This window comes from Mesorhizobium sp. M0615, from assembly GCF_040320805.1.
Taxonomy (GTDB): domain Bacteria; phylum Pseudomonadota; class Alphaproteobacteria; order Rhizobiales; family Rhizobiaceae; genus Mesorhizobium.
In genome coordinates this window covers 14,442-34,696 of the sequence record NZ_JAMYQI010000018.1, presented here as the reverse complement: position 1 = coordinate 34,696, position 20,255 = coordinate 14,442, and the positions used below count along the sequence as shown (strand labels likewise).

General features: G+C 59.6%; 22 protein-coding genes. 6 read left to right on the top strand and 16 right to left on the bottom strand.

Translation table 11 applies throughout. From position 1 onward, the window contains the following. Nucleotides 1-51 precede the first annotated feature (51 nt). The 3 genes from NKI46_RS26555 to NKI46_RS26545 form a co-directional block, all read right to left on the bottom strand. Complete coding sequence (locus tag NKI46_RS26555) at nucleotides 52-1,032, bottom strand: ABC transporter substrate-binding protein (protein ID WP_023672664.1); 981 nt, start codon at nucleotides 1,030-1,032, stop codon at nucleotides 52-54. Nucleotides 1,033-1,135: 103 nt separating this feature from the next. Further along, complete coding sequence (locus NKI46_RS26550; protein ID WP_023738746.1) at nucleotides 1,136-2,755, bottom strand: GMC family oxidoreductase; 1,620 nt, start codon at nucleotides 2,753-2,755, stop codon at nucleotides 1,136-1,138. Continuing rightward, nucleotides 2,752-3,501, bottom strand: coding sequence for an FCD domain-containing protein (locus NKI46_RS26545; protein WP_023682469.1), 750 nt, complete (start codon nucleotides 3,499-3,501; stop codon nucleotides 2,752-2,754). Before NKI46_RS26545 ends, NKI46_RS26550 begins: the two co-directional genes overlap by 4 nt. Before the next feature lie 210 nt (nucleotides 3,502-3,711). Between NKI46_RS26545 and NKI46_RS26540 the strand changes: the two genes are divergently transcribed. Then, on the top strand, nucleotides 3,712-4,806 hold the full coding sequence (locus tag NKI46_RS26540; protein ID WP_023738747.1) for a mandelate racemase/muconate lactonizing enzyme family protein: 1,095 nt from the start codon (nucleotides 3,712-3,714) through the stop codon (nucleotides 4,804-4,806). A 293-nt stretch (nucleotides 4,807-5,099) separates the two neighbouring features. Next, a complete protein-coding gene (locus NKI46_RS26535; protein ID WP_023738748.1) occupies nucleotides 5,100-5,510 on the top strand; it encodes a hypothetical protein in 411 nt (136 codons plus the stop codon). A 661-nt stretch (nucleotides 5,511-6,171) separates the two neighbouring features. Here NKI46_RS26535 and NKI46_RS26530 read toward each other — a convergent pair. The 8 genes from NKI46_RS26530 to NKI46_RS26495 all read right to left on the bottom strand — a co-directional run bounded on the left by NKI46_RS26530 (nucleotide 6,172) and on the right by NKI46_RS26495 (nucleotide 12,108). Then, nucleotides 6,172-6,909 carry an SDR family oxidoreductase gene (locus tag NKI46_RS26530; RefSeq protein ID WP_245260417.1) on the bottom strand — a complete coding sequence of 246 codons (738 nt, stop codon included), beginning with the start codon at nucleotides 6,907-6,909 and terminating at the stop codon, nucleotides 6,172-6,174. A 70-nt stretch (nucleotides 6,910-6,979) separates the two neighbouring features. Further along, nucleotides 6,980-7,477 carry a 2,4'-dihydroxyacetophenone dioxygenase family protein gene (locus NKI46_RS26525; protein ID WP_031253402.1) on the bottom strand — a complete coding sequence of 166 codons (498 nt, stop codon included), beginning with the start codon at nucleotides 7,475-7,477 and terminating at the stop codon, nucleotides 6,980-6,982. A 203-nt stretch (nucleotides 7,478-7,680) separates the two neighbouring features. Then, nucleotides 7,681-8,337: an NADH dehydrogenase ubiquinone Fe-S protein 4 gene (locus tag NKI46_RS26520; protein ID WP_245260418.1), complete on the bottom strand. Its 657-nt coding sequence runs from the start codon at nucleotides 8,335-8,337 to the stop codon at nucleotides 7,681-7,683. A 181-nt stretch (nucleotides 8,338-8,518) separates the two neighbouring features. Beyond that, nucleotides 8,519-9,028, bottom strand: coding sequence for an Hsp20/alpha crystallin family protein (locus tag NKI46_RS26515; RefSeq protein WP_023738753.1), 510 nt, complete (start codon nucleotides 9,026-9,028; stop codon nucleotides 8,519-8,521). 74 nt (nucleotides 9,029-9,102) lie between these two features. After that, nucleotides 9,103-9,579, bottom strand: a complete 477-nt coding sequence (locus NKI46_RS26510; protein ID WP_023738754.1) for an Hsp20 family protein — start codon at nucleotides 9,577-9,579, stop codon at nucleotides 9,103-9,105. Nucleotides 9,580-9,819: 240 nt separating this feature from the next. Continuing rightward, nucleotides 9,820-10,173: a hypothetical protein gene (locus NKI46_RS26505; protein WP_023738755.1), complete on the bottom strand. Its 354-nt coding sequence runs from the start codon at nucleotides 10,171-10,173 to the stop codon at nucleotides 9,820-9,822. A 1,330-nt stretch (nucleotides 10,174-11,503) separates the two neighbouring features. After that, the gene (locus tag NKI46_RS26500; protein WP_023738756.1) at nucleotides 11,504-11,707 is read right to left on the bottom strand and encodes a hypothetical protein; all 204 of its coding nucleotides are present in this window, start codon (nucleotides 11,705-11,707) and stop codon (nucleotides 11,504-11,506) included. Between the two features lie 59 nt (nucleotides 11,708-11,766). Then, complete coding sequence (locus NKI46_RS26495; RefSeq protein ID WP_023738757.1) at nucleotides 11,767-12,108, bottom strand: hypothetical protein; 342 nt, start codon at nucleotides 12,106-12,108, stop codon at nucleotides 11,767-11,769. Nucleotides 12,109-12,467: 359 nt separating this feature from the next. Here NKI46_RS26495 and NKI46_RS26490 point away from each other — a divergent pair, with 359 nt between their 5' ends. Continuing rightward, complete coding sequence (locus tag NKI46_RS26490; RefSeq protein ID WP_156929784.1) at nucleotides 12,468-13,166, top strand: hypothetical protein; 699 nt, start codon at nucleotides 12,468-12,470, stop codon at nucleotides 13,164-13,166. 1,079 nt (nucleotides 13,167-14,245) lie between these two features. Here NKI46_RS26490 and NKI46_RS26485 read toward each other — a convergent pair. Next, complete coding sequence (locus tag NKI46_RS26485; RefSeq protein ID WP_023738762.1) at nucleotides 14,246-14,437, bottom strand: hypothetical protein; 192 nt, start codon at nucleotides 14,435-14,437, stop codon at nucleotides 14,246-14,248. Nucleotides 14,438-15,848: 1,411 nt separating this feature from the next. On the opposite strand from NKI46_RS26485, the gene NKI46_RS26480 reads away from it, so the two are divergent. Continuing rightward, entirely contained in the window at nucleotides 15,849-15,983 is a 135-nt protein-coding gene (locus NKI46_RS26480; RefSeq protein ID WP_023738764.1) for a DUF768 domain-containing protein, read from the top strand. A gap of 188 nt (nucleotides 15,984-16,171) precedes the next feature. Here the strand turns inward: NKI46_RS26480 and NKI46_RS26475 are convergent, their stop codons facing one another. Further along, nucleotides 16,172-16,357: a hypothetical protein gene (locus NKI46_RS26475; protein WP_023738765.1), complete on the bottom strand. Its 186-nt coding sequence runs from the start codon at nucleotides 16,355-16,357 to the stop codon at nucleotides 16,172-16,174. A 294-nt stretch (nucleotides 16,358-16,651) separates the two neighbouring features. Between NKI46_RS26475 and NKI46_RS26470 the strand changes: the two genes are divergently transcribed. Both NKI46_RS26470 and NKI46_RS26465 read left to right on the top strand, forming a co-directional pair. Then, nucleotides 16,652-16,894, top strand: a complete 243-nt coding sequence (locus NKI46_RS26470; protein WP_023738766.1) for an exopolysaccharide production repressor protein — start codon at nucleotides 16,652-16,654, stop codon at nucleotides 16,892-16,894. Nucleotides 16,895-16,984: 90 nt separating this feature from the next. Beyond that, nucleotides 16,985-17,302 (top strand): hypothetical protein, encoded by a 318-nt coding sequence (locus tag NKI46_RS26465; RefSeq protein WP_156929785.1) that lies wholly within the window; start codon nucleotides 16,985-16,987, stop codon nucleotides 17,300-17,302. Nucleotides 17,303-18,143: 841 nt separating this feature from the next. Here NKI46_RS26465 and NKI46_RS26460 read toward each other — a convergent pair. The 3 genes from NKI46_RS26460 to NKI46_RS26450 are packed head-to-tail and all read right to left on the bottom strand — an operon-like array spanning nucleotide 18,144 to nucleotide 20,240. After that, on the bottom strand, nucleotides 18,144-18,674 hold the full coding sequence (locus tag NKI46_RS26460; protein ID WP_023738768.1) for an A24 family peptidase: 531 nt from the start codon (nucleotides 18,672-18,674) through the stop codon (nucleotides 18,144-18,146). Nucleotides 18,675-18,683: 9 nt separating this feature from the next. Next, nucleotides 18,684-19,238: a tetratricopeptide repeat protein gene (locus NKI46_RS26455; RefSeq protein ID WP_023738769.1), complete on the bottom strand. Its 555-nt coding sequence runs from the start codon at nucleotides 19,236-19,238 to the stop codon at nucleotides 18,684-18,686. A 51-nt stretch (nucleotides 19,239-19,289) separates the two neighbouring features. After that, nucleotides 19,290-20,240 (bottom strand): type II secretion system F family protein, encoded by a 951-nt coding sequence (locus NKI46_RS26450; RefSeq protein WP_023738770.1) that lies wholly within the window; start codon nucleotides 20,238-20,240, stop codon nucleotides 19,290-19,292. Between the last annotated feature and the right edge of the window lie 15 nt (nucleotides 20,241-20,255).

Here is a 20,255-nt window from a genome sequence, read left to right as displayed (position 1 = left end):
CCCAAACCCTACCCGCCGAAGCGGGTAGGGCAACTGGAAAGAAAGTGGATATCAGAACGCAATATCGAAGTCTTTCTTCGCGTTCGTGGCGTCGAAGAAGGCATCCTCGTTCTTGATGAACGGCGGGATCTTCTTGCCGGCCGCATAGTCGGCCATCGTAGCGAAGGCCTTCGGCCCGAACAGCGGGCTGCAAGCGCAGATAGCGCCGATCTTGCCGTCAATGATCGCCTGGACGCCTTCCTTCTCGCCGTCGATCGACAAGATCAGCACATCCTTGCCCGGGGTCTTGCCGGCTGCTTCCAAAGCGGCGATGGCGCCCAGCGCCATCTCATCATTATGCGCGTAGATGATATCCGCATCAGGGTGCGCCTGAAGCAGCGTCTCGGCGACCTGCCGGCCCTTGTCACGGGCGAAGTCGCCGGACTGCGACGCCAGGATGGTGAACTGCGAGTGCTTGGCGATGAAATCGTCGAAGCCTTTCTTGCGGTCGGTAGCGGCCGAGGCTCCGGTCGTGCCTTCCAGCTCGATGATCTTCGACTTGCCATTGGCGTTCTTGACCAGCCATTCGCCGACGCGGGTCGCCTCCTCGATGAAATCCGAACCGATGAAGCAGACATAATCCTCGCCCGGCTTGGCCATGGTGTGATCAACGTCGCGGTCGACCAGAAACACCGGTATACCGGCATCGCGCGCGGCAAGAATGACCGGCACCAGCGGCTTGTCTTCGCGGGGCGGCAGGAAGATTGCGTCGACGCCCTGCGCGATCATCGAGTTCACGTCGGAGGCCTGCTTGGCCGACGAACCGGCGGCATCCGTGTAGACCAGCTGATGGCCAAGCTTGGCGGCTTCGTCCTGCATGCTCTTGGTCTCGGCAAGACGCCACGGATTGTTGCTTTCCGTCTGGGCGAAACCGACCTTGTACTTGTCCTTCTTGGCGAGCGGCGGGAGCGCCGCGAAGGCGCGTGAGCCGAGTGTCAGCGCGACCGCGCCGGCGGCGGAGCCAACCAGTAGTTTTCGACGGGTAATGATCATGCTCTTTCCTCCTTTATCGTCGCTTTCAGCGACTGTGTAATTTCCTCACGATATCGGCCCAGACGGCTTCGGCGATGACGCCGTCGGGAAGCTGGATCAGGCGCTATGCCGCCTCCAAAATGAAGTCGGCGCAGCGGTCGCCCAGCATCATGGCGGGCGCCGCCGTATTGCCGGCATTGATGTTGGGGCAGGCCGACATGTCGGCAACCCGCAGATTGTCTATTCCGCGCACGCGCAGCGCCGCGTCCAGCACCGCCATCCGGTCGCTGTCCGAGCCCATCCGGCATGTCCCGGCCGGGTGGTAGTTGGTCTTCACAAAGCGCTTGCAATGCTTTGTCATGGCTTCGTCGCTGAGATCATCCTGGCCTGGCACGGCAATGGCCTTGACCCGATCGGCGAGCGGCTTGGTCTGAAAAGCCTGCAGGAAATAACGCTGGCCGGAGATCATTTCCCGCATGTCGTCGGGATGTTTAAGGAGGTTCGGCGAAACGATCGGCATGTCCTTCGGATCCGCCGAACGCAGCCTCACGAAACCGCGCGACTTTGGCTTCACCACCACTGTCGTCACGGTAAGCCCATAGGTGTTCTCGACCAAGGTCAGGATATCGCGGTCCAGATAGACGTGCGGTACGCAGAAGGCCTGGATCGTCGGTTCGCCCTCGGGATCGGCCGGATTGACGAAGGCTCCGGCCTCCACCCCCGCTGACAGGATCGTGCCGGTGCCGAAGAGCTTGAAATGCAGGCCGTTCCTGATCATCCGCCAGCCTTGGCCCTGCCTGAAATAGCCGTATGGGCCGTTTGCGATGGCGATGATCGGCACCTCCGGATGGTCGATCAGGTTTTCGCCGACCCCAGGCAGGTCGGCGACGCAGGAAATGCCGTGCCCGGCAAGCGCCTCGGCGGGGCCGATGCCGGACAGCATGAGCAATTTTGGCGAGACGAGGGCACCGGACGAGACGATCACGTCGGCATCCGCATGGACGGTATGCTCGGCGCCCGACGCATCCGAATAGACGACGCCGGTGACCCGACCTTTTTCGATCAGCAGCCGGCTGACTGTGCAATTGAGTTTCAGCGTCAGCTTGGGATCATTCGTCAGCGGCTCGATGAAGGCATAGGCGGCGCTGCTTCGCTTTCCCCGCCGGTTCATGAACTGGTAGAAGCCGACCCCGCGCTGCGACGGTCCGTTGAAGTCATGGTTGTACGGCAATCCAAGGCCTTGGACGGCCTGGACGAACCAACGGGAAACATCATCGATGTGGCCTGGATCCGAGACCAGCAGCGGACCTTCGCTGCCATGCAGTTCGCCGCCGAGGCGGTTGTTTCCCTCCATGCCGGTGAAATGCGGCAGCACCGCCTGCCAGTTCCAGCGTACGCCGGCATTGTTGCCGCGCAGCAGCTCGTCCCACTCCTCATAATCGGCCGAGCGGCCTCGCATGTAGACCTGGGCGTTGACCGAGGTGCCGCCGCCCAGCACGTTGCCTTGCGAGATTTCATGGACGCGCCCGTCGAGATGGGCCTGCGGCTCGGTGCGGTGATAGCGCATGAATTTCGAGCCGTTGATCATCTTGAAGATGCCGGGCGGCATGTCGAGCAAGGGGTGATGATGGGAATGGCCGGCCTCCAGCAGCAGGGTTCGCCGTCCCGCTTTGACAAGCCTTGCCGCCGCGACGCAGCCGGCTGCTCCGCCGCCCACCACGATATGGTCGTAGGACTGCGTCATGCTTCCGGCGCCTCACGGCTTTCGAATGTTCCGCGGACATACTCCCAGGCCGCCGAGAGGTGGTTGAGCAGCGCCCGCTCGGCGCCGTCAGGATCTCGCTCAATGATGGCCGTGCAGATTTCACGATGGCTGAGGAAATTCACGCGGTTGCGCTCGGGCGACCGTGGCATGCGCATCCAATGCGGCGACAGCCAGGCGGTAAATGCCTTGTGCACGACAGGCAGCACCGGGTTGCGCGCGATGTCATAGAGCGCTGCGTGGAACGCCACGTCCGTCGCATAGAATTTCTCGGAATCCGGGATGGCCGCCTCATTCATCGCCAGCGCCGCCCTCAGGGCTGTGACGTCATCCTTGCGGGCATGGATGGCGGCGTTGCGCGCCAGCGACGCCTCGAGGAAGACGCGCATGTCGTAGAGGTTCTTCACGCCCGCCTGGTCGCTCAGCAGATGTCCTACAATGCCGTCGAGGGCGCCGAGCGCGGCATCCAGGCCGGGCCGGCGCGCCACGGGTCGGAACCGCGGACGCGCTTCCACCAGGCCGCGGCTGGCCAGGCGCGCAATCGCCTCACGCACAACGCCCCGGCCCACACCATACTCGATCATCAGTTCGCGCTCGGCCGGCAGGTAGCTGCCGTCGCCAAGCCTTCCGGACGTGATGTCGGCCTCTATGCCGGCCACCATCGCGTCGGCCGCGCGGGCGGCGAGAATAGCCGCGGGCATCTCAGGACGCTCTTCCGTATCCAGCAAGCCTTTTCCTCCCAGATGGTCCTGTTATTAGAAGGTAAATCGGACCAAAGCACAAGCGGATTGATGCTTTTGTAGGACCAAAAATGACGGATTGGCTTCAGAACCGCTGAAAGACCAGCCACATTACCGCTGAAAGATCAGCCACATTGTTGCCAGTCAGCGCTGCCGGTGCAATTATGGTCCGATGAAAAAACGTGAATGGAGCGCAGCATGAGCCGCACCGAAATCAAGGAAGTCGAGACCCGGCTGTTTCGGGTCCCACTGCGTGAGGTGATGACCGATGCCAAGCACGGCGCGCACACGCATTTCGAGCTGGTCACCGTCACGCTGAGGCTTGCCGACGGCACCGAGGGCACAGGCTACACCTACACCGGCGGCAGGGGCGGCTATGCGATCAAGGCAATGATCGATCACGACCTCGCGCCGTTCCTCAAGGCTCGCGACGCAATACAGATCGACACGATCTACGACGGCATGCTCTGGCACATCCACTATGTCGGGCGCGGCGGCATCGCTTCTTTCGCGATCTCGGCGATCGACATCGCATTATGGGACCTCAAGGGCCGGCGTAGCGGCCTGCCGCTTTGGCAGATGGCGGGCGGGGCCGGGAAGAGCGCCAAGGCCTATCGCGGCGGCATCGACCTAAACTTCACCCTCGATCAGCTTTTGGCCAGCATCGATTCCTATCTCAATGCCGGCTTTACCGGGGTGAAGATCAAGGTCGGCAAGGACGACCTTGCCGAGGATGTGGCCCGGGTGAAGGCAGTTCGCGAGCGCATCGGCCCTCATGTCACCTTTATGGTTGACGCCAACTACGCGCTCGACGTCCCGCGAGCGATCGAGGCAGCGAGAGCATTCGCCGCCTACGATCTGCTGTGGTTCGAGGAGCCCATCATACCCGACGACTATGAGGGCTACGCCAGCATTGCCAAGGCGACCGGAATGCCCCTGGCAATGGGAGAAAACCTGCATGTCATCGAGGAGTTCGAGCATGCCTTCGCTTGGTCGAATCTCGCCTACATCCAACCCGACGCCTCCAACTGCGGCGGGGTCACCGGCTGGCTGCGCGTGGCAGCGCTCTCACACAAGGCTGGCATTCCGGTCTGCAGTCACGGGATGCAGGAACTTCATGTCAGCCTCGTTGCAGGTCAGACAAATGCCGGCTGGGTGGAGGCGCATAGTTTTGATATTGACCATTATACCACTGAGCCGCTGAGGCTTCAGGGTGGTTTGGCGATAGCACCCGACGAGCCTGGAGTGGGCGTTGTCTTCGACTGGCGGAAATTGGCGGATTTTCGCCAATAGCGCCCCCTGAACGGCGGCACGGCCGCATGCATTTTGTCCAGATCCTGCTTCCTCGTTCCGGCAACGCGGAGAGCGCTTCGCCGAGGAAGACTTCGACCGTCTGAAGAACGAACTCGCCGCCGCCGCAGCCAGCGGGCATACCACTTATCGGATGCCCCACTTACATTTGTAATTGCAGCGACGCTTGACCGGCTTTAACTCACGCGATCATAGCAGCGACACGACAAATGCAGGCGGCCACCCGAAAACGGGCAGAAGCTGCAAGCATTGGGTGCGCCTGCAGGGAGGCGGCGATGGTTGCAACGCGTACGGACACTGCACATCCGGTTATGGAGGACTTCATTCTATCACGGCACCGCTCACCGGTCCGCGAAGTTGGATTTTACGAGGCTATGAGTCAAACCCGACAAGCGATCGCCACATCGCGCGAGGTGCTGAGGCGCTTTCGCGAACGTCAGGGCGACGACACTCCTCGAGCAAAGAATACAGACCGTGGTCCTGTCGCCGTGTCAGCCTTCGATGCCGACATCATACGCGCTGCATGCCGAGATCTGATCGCGGAGATGAACGTGCCCGAGTGTCAATGGCGCGAGCTGGCGCGAAGTCTGGTGCGCGAATTCGTGGCCTGCGAGCAGACCGAAGCCGGTTTGGTGGATTGGATCGTCCGCCGGCCAGCGATGACGGAGACGGACGAGGCCGGCTGACCGGAGCCAACTGGCGGGGCGGCGAATGAGCCAGGAGTCAGTCGACCGCAATTAACGCGAGCAAACAGGTCTCCCGGCGACTTGTTGCGCGGGAACTGCGGTGATCCGAGGATCGGAAATTTTGGCGAGCGGCTTGGACACATCTGATCCTCCTCGTCTGTAGCGTCGCGCTCGTGTTCGCATTTGAAGCATGTAGCGAGGACTGGCCGATGGCGTGACCTTTGGTTGAGTGGAGACGAATGCGTCCAGCCTACTGTCCAAGGCACGGCGACGGCCATGTCGCGTTGCTCCCGGCCTTCGCACACAAGGAGCCCAGGCCGGATGCCAACCAGGCTGCATTAGGCCAGTGGGAACAAATTGCGCGGGCCGAGCTTGGGCTAGCGTCGTACAGAGGTGCAAGTATGCAAGATAATTTTGACCGAGCTTCATCCGTCGCGGAGGTTGCGGAATCCTTCGTGAGATCCCGGAGGCCGTTCTCTGTCGTATCGACCCGGGATGCGGTCACGATTGTCAGGAAACAGGCAGCTTTTTGCGAGCATACGGATGGCGAGCTTGCGGAGTTGGTGGCGGCAATTGCGGTCAGGCATGGTCGACTGGTCGCGTTCGATCTTGATCTCGACGACACAGGCTTGGAGATCGGTCGCGCAGCATAGCCAACGCCTCACGCAATGAGATAGCCACCGTCAACCGGCAGAATTGCCCCAGTGATGAACCCCGCGAGCGGAGAACACAGGAACAAGGCGGGGCCAGTCAGGTCGCCCGGCGTACCCCAGCGACCCATCGGAGTGCGTTTCATCAATTCCGCGTTGCGAGCTGGATCGGCCCGTGGCGCGGCGGTCATGGCGGTCTCGATCCAGCCAGGCGCCAATGCGTTTACGCGGATGGCATCCCCGGCATAGGCGATGGCGAGCGACTTGGTAAGTTGCACGATGGCGCCCTTGGATGCGGCGTAAGCCGGCGCATGAGCCGCGCCGAAAAACGCGAACATCGAGGCGATGTTGACGATGGCGCCCCCGTTCGAGAGTGCCCCTCGGAACGCGCTCGCACTCCGCATGGAGCCGGTGAGATTGATATCGACCACCGTTTCGAAACCCTGGACAGTGAATTCGGCGGCGCGCAGGTTTACCCCTGCGCAATTTACGAGCGCTGCAACGGATGTGAACTGACTGGAATATCCTTCGACCGCAGTCATGTCCCGGACGTCGAGTACTGAATACGAGACGGCGGTGCCGTATGCACGAGCGGCCGCCACCTCGGCGGCCGTGGCCCCCGTCGCGTGGACGATTGCCCCGGCCCCGGCGAACGCCATGGCGATGCCCTTTCCGATGCCTGTCGTGCCTCCGGTAATGACGACGATCTTGCCCGCGAAGAAGGGCATGGCCCATATGGAATCGGTCACCAAAATCTCCTCGTTTCGCCTCTGTGGCGGAGCGCGAACTCATCGCAGCGGAAGACAAACGGGCGGATGCCTACCGCACGAATTGATCGACGAAATCCTCACCGAGACCCACGCTCGCATAGTGGTTTCTGCACATGTCGATCTTGGTGAAAACGTCCTCGAAACCAATCTGCTTGTTGTCCTTGTCCAGGTAAACCATGCAGCCGGAGATGTTGAAGAAGGTGATCATCTCGGGCACGTCGCTTGGAACCGTGAGCGTGTGGATTTCACCGGGCGGCTCGAAAACGTAAGATCCCGTCTCTGCCACCCAGTCGTGTTCAAGATAGTGCCAACGCCCCTTGATCACATAGCCATGCACGGGGGCCGGATGCAGATGACGGCTTAATATCCCGGCCCGGCGTACGCGGAGCAGATTGCACCACTGGCCTTGCATTGTGTTGAGCATAAGTGGTCGGAACCACACGCCCTTAGCCTGTGGGACCCAGACACGCTCGTCTTCGGGGACGGCAGCGATCGCGATCTCTTTCGGTGCCAGGGGATGGGCGGAGCCGTTGAAGGATTGATACATAGGAACCTCTGTCGCCAATTCATTGGAGTCCATATCAGCGCGATCCTAACAACTGGGCCGCGTTCTGCCGAGGCGCAATCGGGCGCCCACGCATTGGGAAAGTTGTCGGCGCGCGCCCGCCCGCTGCCGCGACCGCAAGCGGGAAGGGTTTCGGGATGGTCCGTTGGGCGTCGAAGACGATCAGTGGGTTCCTTCTTGCCTTATCATGCGGCTATCCGGGAGTGCACCGGGCTGGTCCTGGTCTGGAAGCCCCGGTTTCGGACTTCCAAGGCCAGCAAGGCGAGTTCGACCTCGTCCAATCGCGACGGGCGTGCATTTTCCGGCATGCCTTCGGCGGTGGCCAGGTCGATCAGATACTCGTTCCAGGCCCAGTTCTTGAGCACGGCGCGTTTCTCGTCGGGTGCGAGCACCGGGTCGTCCACGACCTCCATCGGAGAGGCGTAGAGTGTCTCGGGCTCCGAAAGCGCCGTCTGTATGTTCGCTGCCTGTGCACCGGCGCCATAGCCGTGACTTGCCTGGAGCCAAGCCAACTGCAGCCGCTGCCAAACCAGGTCGGAAAAGGCCTGTTCCTCCTCCGATACATGTTGTCTCCTGATCTTGGCCGGGGAAGCAGGAGGTGCCGCCTGCACCACGTAATTGAGGCTTTGACGCTCGGCATAACGGATCGCCGCTTCCAGCGTCGGAAAGTTCAGTTCAACCTGGGTCAGGGTGTCCCGGCCACCGGTATAGCCCATCAGCGGCTCGATGAACGGGGCTGTGCGGCGTTCGAAGACCAATCGCCAGTCCTTGCGGGGCTTTGCCGAGGTCATGGCCGAGCGGCAGGGCTGGTAGATCCGCGCCGTTGCGCCGTCCGGAAACACTGACCGTCCCATTGACAAAGCCGGCCCGTCTAGACGAGGCCGATTGTCATTGTCCGGCCAGACGGACGTCTTGGTTAGGTTTCTGTTGTCGCTGCTTTGAACTGTCTCCATTGCCTGTCCCTCCCGTTATGAAGGGTCGCACGGGCAGCGGCCGTAAGGGCCGCCACCCATACTGCATCCGTCAGTTCTTCCCGTTGATTGCGATCCGCTTGGCCTTCGCCTGCGCCCGCTCGGTCTTGGGCAACGTCACGGTCAGCACCCCGTTGTTGAAGGCGGCGTTGACCTTGTCTTCTTCAACCTCGTAGCCGAGCGGAATGAGGCGCTCGAAGCGACCGTAGAAGCGCTCGGAGAACTGCCGGTCCTTGTCCTCGGTCTCGGAACGCTTCTCGCCTTTAAGCTTGAGCGCCCCATTTTCCAGCAGGACTTCTATGTCGCTCTCGTCCAGGCCAGGTATTTCCGCCGTGACGCGGACTTCCTTGTCCGTGTCGGAGATTTCGACACTCGGCCAACTGGCGGCGAAAGAGGGACCGAAGGCCGGCAGTCTGGCGCCAAAGCTGCGGAAGGCGTCATCGAACAGCCGGTTTACCTCCCGGTGGAGGGAGACGAAGGGGTCTCGATCTCCATCAGGGAAGAGACTGGGCGCCGAGTTTCCGTTGCCCCGGCCCCATGGGATCAAGTCACGTACGCTCATTGTCTTTCTCCTTTCGTAGGTCTCTGAGCCGGGCGGGACGCCCGGCTCAAGCGAAAGCCTTCATGGTGGATTGCTCAGGCGGCCAGCTTGTCGGTCTCGACCTTGGGAGCCTCGATCTTCGGCATGGGAGCCCCGCTGGAGATTTCGATCTTGCGCGGTTTCATCTCCTCGGGAACCTCGCGCTTGAGATCGATGCTCAGCAGCCCGTTCTCAAGGCTGGCGCCCTCGACTTTGACATGATCGGCCAGTTCGAACCGACGCTCGAAAGCGCGCCCGTTGATGCCGCGGTAGAGATACGGGCCGTTCTCATCGCCGGATTGCGACCCGCTCACAACCAGCATGTTGGGCTGGTAGGTGACGGTCAGCTGGTCCTGCGGGAAACCGGCGACCGCCATCGTGATGCGATACTGATCATCATCAACCTTGGCGATATCGTAGGGCGGCCAGTTGTCGAACGAGGCCACACGACTCGCACTTTCAAGCATGTCGACCATGCGGTCGAAGCCGATGCTGGACCGGTATAGAGGGGTAAAATCGAGGTTTGTCTTCATAGCCACATCCTCCTTTGAGCAACATGGACAACAGAAGGCGCCAAGAGCCTTGCCGCCTCCTGGTGTTGCCGGCCCCATTAGGCTGCCGGCGACCATCAATTTAGAATCGCGACTTACACTTTCAAGAGCAAGAATAGGAAAATTTTCATCGGCAATCTGGGCGAACGCACCAATGCCACCCCTTCCGCCGGCGGGGTCACTCGCCGACGGGTCCATGGTGCAAGAACAACTACGTCGCCCTTAAATCCGATCGACGAATGGTACGAACGCGGCCACTGCCGCGCTGTCACTGCAGTCAGGACCGGCACGCTCATCGGATTGATCCAACTGTTGCAACGCATCCATGATCGTGTCGAAGCTGACCGGTTCACCCGCTCGCGGCAGCATGCGAAGCGCTGGCACGGATTCTACGGCGCAGGCATCCGATGCCCATGACGAAAGAATGGCGCGCTTCTCCTGAGCGTCCAGGGCAACGTCGGCCAAAACGTCGTGGGGCTGTTTGAAATGCCGCGCCGGATGCAGCAAGCGGTCCAGAAAAACGTCGGGGGCCACGGGTTCAATCGATGCAAAATAGGTCGAAATGGGTCCTTCCATGGATGGTCCTCGGCTTCAGACAATCTCATGCGTGTTTGAGTCTGGCGGCTCTCGCCATTCCCGCCGGCGAAATTTTGGAACGTCTCAAGCAAGTTTCAATGGCTCGGCACGGGTCACATTGCCGTCGTCAACGCCTTGGAACCATTTTATCGGGCCGGTCAAACAATCGGCGAGAATCTCAATTCTGACGTCGGGCGAACTCGAAGGCCGAATCCGGCAGGAGAAACAGTCATGTCTTACCCTCTCCAGGACCTTGTGCATTGGCTTGATCACTGAGCCCTGATGCTCTCGACCGGCCGCCTTGTTCCGGCCATCGCACAGGAAATTCCGAACGACTTCAGCGCAATCGTGTGTCAGAGACTGCCAGCGGCTGTCGCGATCACGACCAGGCAGATCATCCAGGATCAAACGACGCTCAACGACTTCCCCAGGTGATGTTGATACCGAGAGTCATCGTCCGGCACCCTGGGCGGCTCGACCACGACCGAAGCGAACGAGCCGTTCGCGATCGAGGGTGGCGGAGCATAGCGAGGGCTGCGGCCTTGGAGCGGCGAGGGGACTTGCCTACATCGCACATGTCGTCGATATGAAGGTCGATGAGTTCGCCGAAGGCTTCAGGCGCGCTAACAGGGCTTCGGCGTCTCACTGCGATCGACTTGGTGTCGGTGCCCTGGCGCCGCGCAACGTCGCGTTGCAGGAAGGTCTCGCTGACGCAGCGTGTGCGGTAGGTTCTAAGGTTCTGATGTTAAACAGATGCTGAAATATCAAGAGCATAGACTGGCCGTGGCCCCTATGATGATGGGGAAGATAGATTAATAAAATGAGATATTTATGAGGGTTCGTGTGCAAATACTGCACACGCAAGTTCCGCTTCTCTTCTTTTTTCGTTCCTACGAGGGAGCTGCCGAAAGGCGTTTTCGGACCCTCTTTTGCCGACGATACTATCCGCTCCAATGCGAATGCTCACCAGGATGTCCGTGAACCGGATTGTTGTCTGCGGCGTCCAGTTTGCGTCGTCCAGTTTGCCTGGGGTTCCTGGAAGCTTTTCGAACTTTCTGCGTCGCGGGTCAGCCCGAATTGGGCTTGCTTATGGACTCGTTAAGCCTGTGGTCGGGAGGCTCGGACCGCACCGGCCCACGATATCGCGCCGGCGGCGCCGCACCTATTAGATCGCTTATGGCTGGCTGCTGCTCAACAGGGCGAACGTCTACGACGCCCGCCTTCCGCATGAGCCAGGCAGGACACAGTTCCTTCAGTACCGATTTGAGATAGTCGACCATGCAAAGGCAACGCGCGTTGCCGCCTGCCGGTTCCGCCGCCGACTTGGCGCTCACATACCGAGCGTTTGAGTGCTTCCGACAGGTCGAGCCGCCTCAGCGAACAACTCAGCCGCTGCTTGCACCTTATCGGCAGCCTCTTCGACCCGATCGAAGCGCGTCAACACACGACATTGGAGCATCGACAACCGCGCCGCATGGTAAAGCTCGCTGCGCTTGTGACCGTCCAAGTCCAAGGGTTGAAACAGCATCGTCATGGCGAAACCCCTCCCTCCGGTGCCCGGCTCTCGTCGAAGGCCGGGCCGTTAGACTGCGATCAATAGTCGGTGTCATAATCGCTGTTGTCGTCCTGCTGAATGACGACGTGACGGCGGTGATGCATCGGACGGTTGATCGATCCGGTGACCACAAAGTCGCTGGACCGGTGATGATGCCGGCGCCAGGCGCGCTCGCCATTGTCGTAAAGCGCCTGCTCGCCATGATGGCGGCGATGGAGACGGTGTCCGTTCCGATAGATGACCACACGGTCGTTATTGTTGTCGTCCCAATAATGGCGGTGGTGGTGTCGCTGGGTCTGGACGACGATGCCTTCTTCTGCGGACCCGACCGCAGGCGCAGCCAAGCAAAGCGCCAATGCGCCAAGGATGATGGTCTTCATTTCGAGTTCTCCAAAACCTAAAACGCCCTTCGGTAAGGAAACTTTGCTCAACGGCTTTGGTTCCGGCATCGATCGAGACGTGCCCATGAGCACCGTGCGCAAACTCGCAGCGATCAGACGCCAACTCGCGCAAATAGCGGCGCTTGTCGCTGAGATCGAAACGGAGTTCGAGGATCGGAGTTCTGGAGATTGGGTCGAGACGGCGGTTGCCGCCGAGGCTCTCGGCCAGAAGATCGGAAAGGTTTCGGCCGGCGCGTCGGCGGCAGATGGAAAGCCGAGGTGGCGGCTATGCGGGAATATTTTCGGCAAACGTGACATACGCGACGGGACGCATCGCGCTTGCGATGGACATAATGGCAATGAACATCGCTGCCAAGACATCTCGCCCTTCGAAAATGGCCAGCGCGGCTTACTTCAGATCAGCACTGAAGCTCCCGAGACCGACCTCGGAATTCGTCGCGGCGGAAAATGCCTACCGCAAAGAGTCCGGCGCTCGGCGGGGTCTGAGCGGCAGGCTCGAAGCACTGAAGATCGAAGCCAACATCGACAACCCTTCCACGGCGAAGATTCCGACGCCCGGCACCGATTCCTTCAAGGACCAGACCGGCGGCGGCCGGCACTTCGAGAAGATTGGGGTCACCAGTGCGCAGCCGGCCTTTACAACTGCAGGTCCAATCAGCCGGACATGCGCCGATTTCAAAGGCATCACCAGCCAACTGATAGGCGCGAGCATCTCCAATTTCGTGGGGCTGTCGTCCGGCTTTGTGATCTGTTCGGGCTACATCGATGCCATCAACATTAACAACACTGGCGCAGGCAACGCCGCTAACAATGACATCCTGTGGGTGACGACGCTGGTTACAAATGGCACTTCTATCCGGGGGCCCATTGGCCAAGGATCGAATTTCGTGTCGTACCCTTGGCAGGTTCCCAGTACTGCCATTTCGACCGGCGTGCCTGTGGTGACGACATGGCGCCACGAAGGCGGGAGCCTCTATTCTCCGTCAATGGCGGCATCGAGGCGTCCGTGGCGTCGGGTAATACCATCAACGATTTGACGACGCGCAAGATGTGCCTCGGCAAATCGGTTGGCGGCTATCTCGACCGCAAGATTTTTGAGTTGCAACGTTCTCGACGGTACCGAGCGCACCCGAGAGGGACACCGTCATGCCGATTTCATGGCCCACATCGGTGCAGTCTGATGGTTGCGGCAACCTTCTGGCCATGATGTGCAACCAATCGCGATGCGCTAGTTTATGAGTTTGAAGCCTGCGACTAGACCCACGCTGCGTTCAATCTGGGCAGTGTACAGCCCTTTGTTCGCCACGTTGTCCCAGATGTAGAACACGGCGACAGCGGCGAGGATCAACAGAAATATTCGCATGATCTGCGCCTCGGTAACGTGGTTTGCCCACGGCGCCTTAGGCGAGTTGAAGGTTTCGGCCCGAGCCCGCGCGCATCCTCAACACCAGCAGGCGCGTCGCTGCGAATGGCGTCAAAACAATAAGCGCCATCGTGGTGTTGACTAAGAACGACAGCAAACAGATCGAGCTTTGGGCGTAGCAAACGGATTCCATGACGTTCCCCTTTTCCATCGTTACTGGTGGCCTCCGTGCGGCAAGAATGATCCTGGTTCACGAGAAATACAGCAGTTGCTAATACGTTGATATTTCCCCTAGGGTTGGGGCAACGATGCGAAATCGACGCCGGTCAGTTGTTTGGATAGCGATTGCCCTTGTCCTGGCGGCGTTGGCGATCACGGCGGCGATCATTGGCTTTCAGAATGTACGGCGCGCGTCACCGATCATGGTCTCGGCTGTCTCGGCCTTAATAGTGGGGGGCTCGTCCCTGGCCCCACGGTTAAGGCGCCCTCGAAAAACCTTGGTGCTGTTGCTACCGGTCGGGATATCTGGCTCGAAGTCTCATGGAAGTTTTTCGGGGAGTTGCGGACGCTGGATACCGTAACTGTGGGCGACCTTCGGGCAAGGCGCCTGGTGCGCAGTCATGATGTGCCCTCAAGCGCCAATTCCGAGATCTGGTTCATATCAGCCGGCAGCGGCGACATATTGGAAAACACAACGTCGACCGACATCGGGTTCACTTTTGATGGCGGCAACCCGTCTGTCACGGCGCAGATTTACAGAGTGGTTGGAGCTTCCGAGATACCTGCCGCGACAGCTGCAGAAAGCGGCGACAGGATTACCATCACCATTCCAGCCGATGGCATCGCTTTTATCTTGCTCATCGCTTCGGCACCACCTCCGGCTCCATGAGCAATGTCACCGAAGATTTTAGTGCCCTTTGTGAAAAGGATTTCCTTGGCATCCATGCATCAACAAGTTCGACCTCCGCTGAATCGGAGACTGCTACGTTTTCGGGGAAACTCAACGGCAGATTTTGCTGCTGTCGCACTTCAGCCGGCCGCAGCGAGATAGCTAACCAGCCAGCGCCATTCCAAAGCAAACGCCTAGGCCGACAGCGAGGCCAAGGAACAGCTTGGCGGCAGGATCGAGGGCGAACGACTGGGCGCCACACGTCTGAGCGGGGCTCTCTGAGGGCGTTGGCGATATGATCGAACATCCTCTGTTTGTTCCGCTGTCGCCCCATTGGGCAACCTGCACGGTTCGCCCGAAACCGTGCAGGCAGCAAAGGTGGCCTAACGCACCACTCTGAAGCCACTCGACTCCAGCGACGCTAGTGCCGTCTCTGCAAATGTCGCGCAATTGTCCAAAGGATCATTGTTTTCATAGAGCGTGGCTTGATAGGCTGCTGCTATGCTTCAAAAATAGCGGTTAGAACTTGGTCGCGGCCTCTGGCGGCGTCAGCGGCCGGTTCAACAGTCATCTTTGGTGTTTCTGGGTGTTTGCCTTCCATGAAGAACTCGAGGAGCGCCGACACCAGCCACTCGGCGCTGCCCTGTCCAGGGTCCCGCGAGACTCGGCCGGGCTCGCATCACCTCGCCGGTCGGTGCGAGCCCACAATCGCGGCCATCTGGTCCGCTGCTTGAGCTTGGGCTTCATCAGAATGAAGGGCGACATGGTTCATCCGAATGTGGAAATTTGTGTTGGGGGAGGTGAGAATGAGGCTACCAGGAAATGTGTTGGCTGGGAGAACGTCGAGGTGCAGTGCGGTCCGCGAAAGGGATCAATGAGGTTGAATGCACAGAACGTGCCGCCAAGACAGCCAGGTTGAAATCGCTCCGCTTGGCTCAGATCTTGCCACAGGCCGACCCGCACTTTTCATTCAACGAGGAACTCGACTGCTCGGTGCTTGTCGCCGTGCTGGCTCGGGAACCGCATAATTATCCAGAGCGGCCCGAATCCCATTCTTTCCGGCGGCTGCCCCTGCGACGAGGCCTTTGATCTCCTGAAGCAGTCGCCGTTAGGCTTTGTCAACAATCGGCTTTTTTCGCAGTGGCGACCTCCACATGGCTCTCAACAACGCGCACGTGCTCGGCGTCGACAGTCACCAGTTGCCGGAGGCTGACGGTTACCTTGTCGCCGTCGATGCGCGTGACCGGGCCGACTGATTCCATATGCTGGCCGATCACGGCCTTCGAAGTCGAATCGACAACCGAATGCGGAAGTCATAGGAGGGAATCGTCACGCGCGATCGGGTGTCACTCGGCCGCGGGCGGGTGCGGAGAGTTGCTAACAAATGAGCGTCCGTGGCCTGAAGTTTCTCGATAAGTGGGTAGCCGAACAACTGCCCATTGTGGAGACCCCATCTCGGTTGGCGACTTGAAAGACCAGTTGATGACAGCTGCCGAGAAGGCCGGCATTCCTGCCGACGAGATCAACGGCGAGCTTGAAAGCGTCTTCGAATTGATTATCGAAGTGAATCGTCGTGTCGCCGAAAGGGTGGACTTAGCCTGAGGCTTCCCCGACGTGCCGGTCATGTCCTACATGCCGGACTGCCTGACAAGGGGCTCGCTTACCTAACCGGCCAGCGCCACGCCAATGCCATCTCAGAGCAAACGTAGATCGAAACCGCGAATCCGTGAATCCCCGGTTTGTTCTGGTCATGGCTTCTGCGCCGGTCCGGTCACACAGCGCTGGTGCGTTCACCCCTCCGGCTGGGTAGGGTCCGGTTCTTGGTCCCGCTCTCGTTGTTTTTCGAGGAACAGCTTGGCGAGTTCGCCCCACTCAGGATGATCCGTGGTTTTATGCTCTTCTACGAACTCGAGGAAAGCCTTGCGCAAAGCGTCAAGGTCGAAAACCCCAAGATGCTCGCCCATACCGTCGTCCATGCCCGCGCCTCTCAAAGGTATTAGCTTGTCCTCTCGTTTGAGCCTTCAAGAGGGATTCCCTGAGTTTCGGCTTGGGAGCGCCTACATGGTTAATTGCGTGATCGCTAATATGATTATATCTTAGGCAGCGCGGGGGCTGTATCTTCCCGCGCGGTGGCCGGTGCGGCCCCCACACCAAAGACTGGAGCGGCCATTTCTATGGATGGGTAGCGCTAACCGATGCGACATCATGCTGCAGCGATATTTTAGAATCAGCTAATTGCGCAATCGCTAAATTAATGAAATGCGTTAGGAATGTATTTTCCACAGTTTCTGGTCGGCATGTCTGCCACTGCGATCATTGTGGCGATCTGGACCTACATCGAAGCCGGTTCAATTTGGACCGCGCTCGGCTGTGCGGTCCTTGCGCTGATCGTTCTGCAAGTCGGGTACGCCGGGCTGGTCGTTTGCTTGATATACTGGCGCTCATCGGAAGCGGCTGACTCGACTAGTCGAATTTCGGTCGCGGCTCAAGAGAACGTCGACGGCATCTCATAGCCCGCGACCGTCTCGGCACGGTCACGTGGCCCTGGGGCAGCAGTTTTGCCTCGCAGTGCCGCCAGCAAGTGGGCCTACAACGTGTTTGCGGTGACAGACACCTACCCCGAGCTTAGGGCTGAAAGCCTTATCATTGATCCAGACGCGGAACTGGAGGACGGGTGCGTTGTGGTCGCCATGTTTGGAGGCGGTCATCCGCAAACCATGACCTGGCGCAACAATCACGGGCGAGGCTATGGGGGCCGCTTTGCCGCCAAGGGAAGTCTGCACGAGACGTTCCTTCTCGATTGCCTGGTGTGCGGACGAGGGCCATCTTCTTGCATTCGCATCCTCGGCCGGGTGTTCGGCGACCGGCGGCGCTTCCCGCGATACAGAACCTGGAACGATCCAAGTTTAATTCTCGATTAATGTGGCTCGCTGCCTCACGGTGGCGGGCTTTTTTGTTGCTCAGCTCCAACGTCTCGACGCCGGGCTGCGGAACGCAAACGTCGTGATCTCGTCACGGGAAATCCCGATGTCACTGAGCATGTCGTCTGGTGACGCGCTCAACTCGTCCGTTGCCTTCAACAGCGCGTTCTGCTCGGCTCGATGACGGACCCAATCGGCAAGGGGACCAACTGCGACAAGAGGAAGATTCACAAGCATAGGAAGGTTCACAAGCATCGGACCACTCCCTTTACCCCTGCAGGAAACTGCACGTAGCCTACGCCGATACGTCGGTGCGTCTGTGACAAACCTCACAGATCGATCCGAACGGGCAAAAACTGCCCGGATGCCTGACGGTGGCGGGCTTTTTATATATTAGCAATGCATAAAATTCGAGAAGGTTCATGGCATGGTTGTTAGCAAACTCGCTGCTATCGTGCGACGCAGGTCTCGGTGGATGGTGTGCTGGAATGCGCGGGGCTGGATGGATCAGGGGTCTGATGGAAGCTGACGCTCGCGATCTGCGGAGCGAGATCAGTCGGCTCCAAATAGACTTGATCGCTGCCGCCAACTCTCAGGGCAAATCCAGGCTGCATGACGTCGCGCACACACTGCGATGCCAGAAGGCGCGGCTGGAACGTCTGGAGGAGTGCCTCGCTTCAATGACGTCGAATGTCCGGCCAGAGGCATCCGCAACCCCGCCCCATGAAGGCCGGCCGTAAACGGCAGCTCATCATTTCCGAAAGAGAACCCGCTGCCTCACGGTGGCGGGCTTTTTATTGCTCAGCCCCTTGCCGGCGTGGAATAGCTAGCCCGTTGCGCATCAGAGGAAATTCTCAATACCGCCATAGCCCGTTACTCGGCTGACGATGTGGAATACGATCGAGCAGATCGCCGCGATTGAGATCGGCACGCCGAACGGCACAACACCCTTGCGATCGAGATGCTCGGCGTAAAGGCGAAAGGCACCGGCAGGCAGCATGAAGGGATTCTTCACGATCAAGGCCGTGCCCAGGGCGAAAACCAGCAGCAGCAGGGAAAACACGACGAGATCGGTTCCGCCGATAACGAACGGAATGACTGCCATCAGCTTGACATCGCCGGCGCCGACCTTGCGCAAGGCCCAGAACGGGAAGAGCGCAAGAAATAGCACGAGGCCGGCTAGCGCGCTCAGGCCCATGTCCCACCACGATCCCAAGAGAATCGACAGGAACTGCAGCGATCCCAGCCCGATGCACAAAAGCAGCACCACATCACGATTGGAAATTTTCTGGGTCGTGAAGTCCAGCCATGCAATCCTCGCGAGAAGCGGGAGGGCGAGCGCCTTTAGCAGCAGCGACGCGGCAAGCAGCATGTTGGGGCTCTACCGCTCGATGTTCTGCACGCTGGACGACAGGAGCTTCAGATTGTTGACCACGGTCGGGTCGTTGGGCGCCAGTTCGTAGGCCTTGAGGAAATTCGCGCGTGCGTCCTGCAGCTTGCCGCGCAGCAAATAGGAATAGCCGACATTGTTGTAATATTCAGGCGTCGCCCCAACCAGCCTGAAGGCGCGGCCATAGGCCCGGTCGGCGAGGTCGAAACGATGAATTCGGTCGCAGGAGGCGGCCAGTCCCATCCAGGCGCCACCATCATTGGGGGCCAGTTGCGTCGCCTTGAAGAACAAGGCACCGGCATTGCCGTAATTTTCCGCGCGGAACTGGTTCTTGGCCTCGGCGACGGCCTGGTCCGAAGCGTAATATTCGACATCACCGACCGTCTTCAGTCCGTCGAACGCATCGCCGAAGGACGTGACATCACCTTTCGATGGTTCGTTGGTGCGAACGACACCATCGGTGCCGTCAGCCCCGTTCGTCTGGCAGCCAGCAAGCATGACGGCCAGCAAACTGGCGGCCGTTGCAAGGCGCATTGGCCTTCTCATCTTCTCTCCCGAGAGTCTCAGACTCTATTTAGAACCAAAGCATATACGACTTTAGAAGAAAACGCCCCTCATGCGAATGATCACAGGCAATAGGATGACCATGAGCACAACGGGAAAGACACAGAGTCCCAACGGGATCATCATTTTGACCGGCAAGGAATTGGCGCGTTCCTCGGCGCGAAAGATCCGCGCGCTTCGCATCTCGTCGCTATAAACTCGCAAAGCTTCGGTCAGGCTGGTGCCAAGTTCCTCTGACTGCCTGAAAAGCACAGCCAAAGTCCGCGCCTCATCAAGTCCCAGGCGGTCGGCGAGTTCACGCAGCGCATCCCGCATCGGCTTGCCGGCGCGCATTTGCAAATTCATGATCGAAAGCTGAATACCCAGCCATTTATGGGTGCCGGCCAGTTCTTGGCTGACGCGCTCGACAGCCGCCTCCAAACTCATGCCGGCGTCGGCGCAGGTGATCATCATGTCCATGAAGTCGGGAAAGCCGCGTTGGTAAACCTGCTTTTGCCCCCTCTCGAAGCGATCCAGCATAACGCTTGGAATCACCAGGCAGGCGAGACCGAACAGAGCGGATCCGATGAAAGCTAGGAAACTCGGCACGGTGGGCGGCAGGACCCGAGACAAAATCGCGTAGCAAGCCAGGAAGCCAAAACACACCACGCCAAGTCGCGACAACGTATAGAGCAGCGGCGAACTGGCTTTATAGAAACCAGCACGGAAAAGCTTGGCTTCCAATGCATTCGGCTCTCCGCGCGCTTTCTCGACAGAGCGGAAATAGGCTTCGATCGGACGCTGGGCAGCGATCCTCGCGAGCTTCTCCTGTCCCAGCAAAGACCGGCGGTCAGCAATGCCTTCGGCAATAAGGCTCTGCGCCACCAGCTTTCGCGTCTGCAGCGCCGGAAGAAAGATGAGCGCTCCAAAAAGGAACAGGGCCACCGCGGTCAAAAACACCGCAATGGAGATCAAAAAACTCAGGTCCTGCATGTTCGCGAACAAATCTGTGCTTCGCCC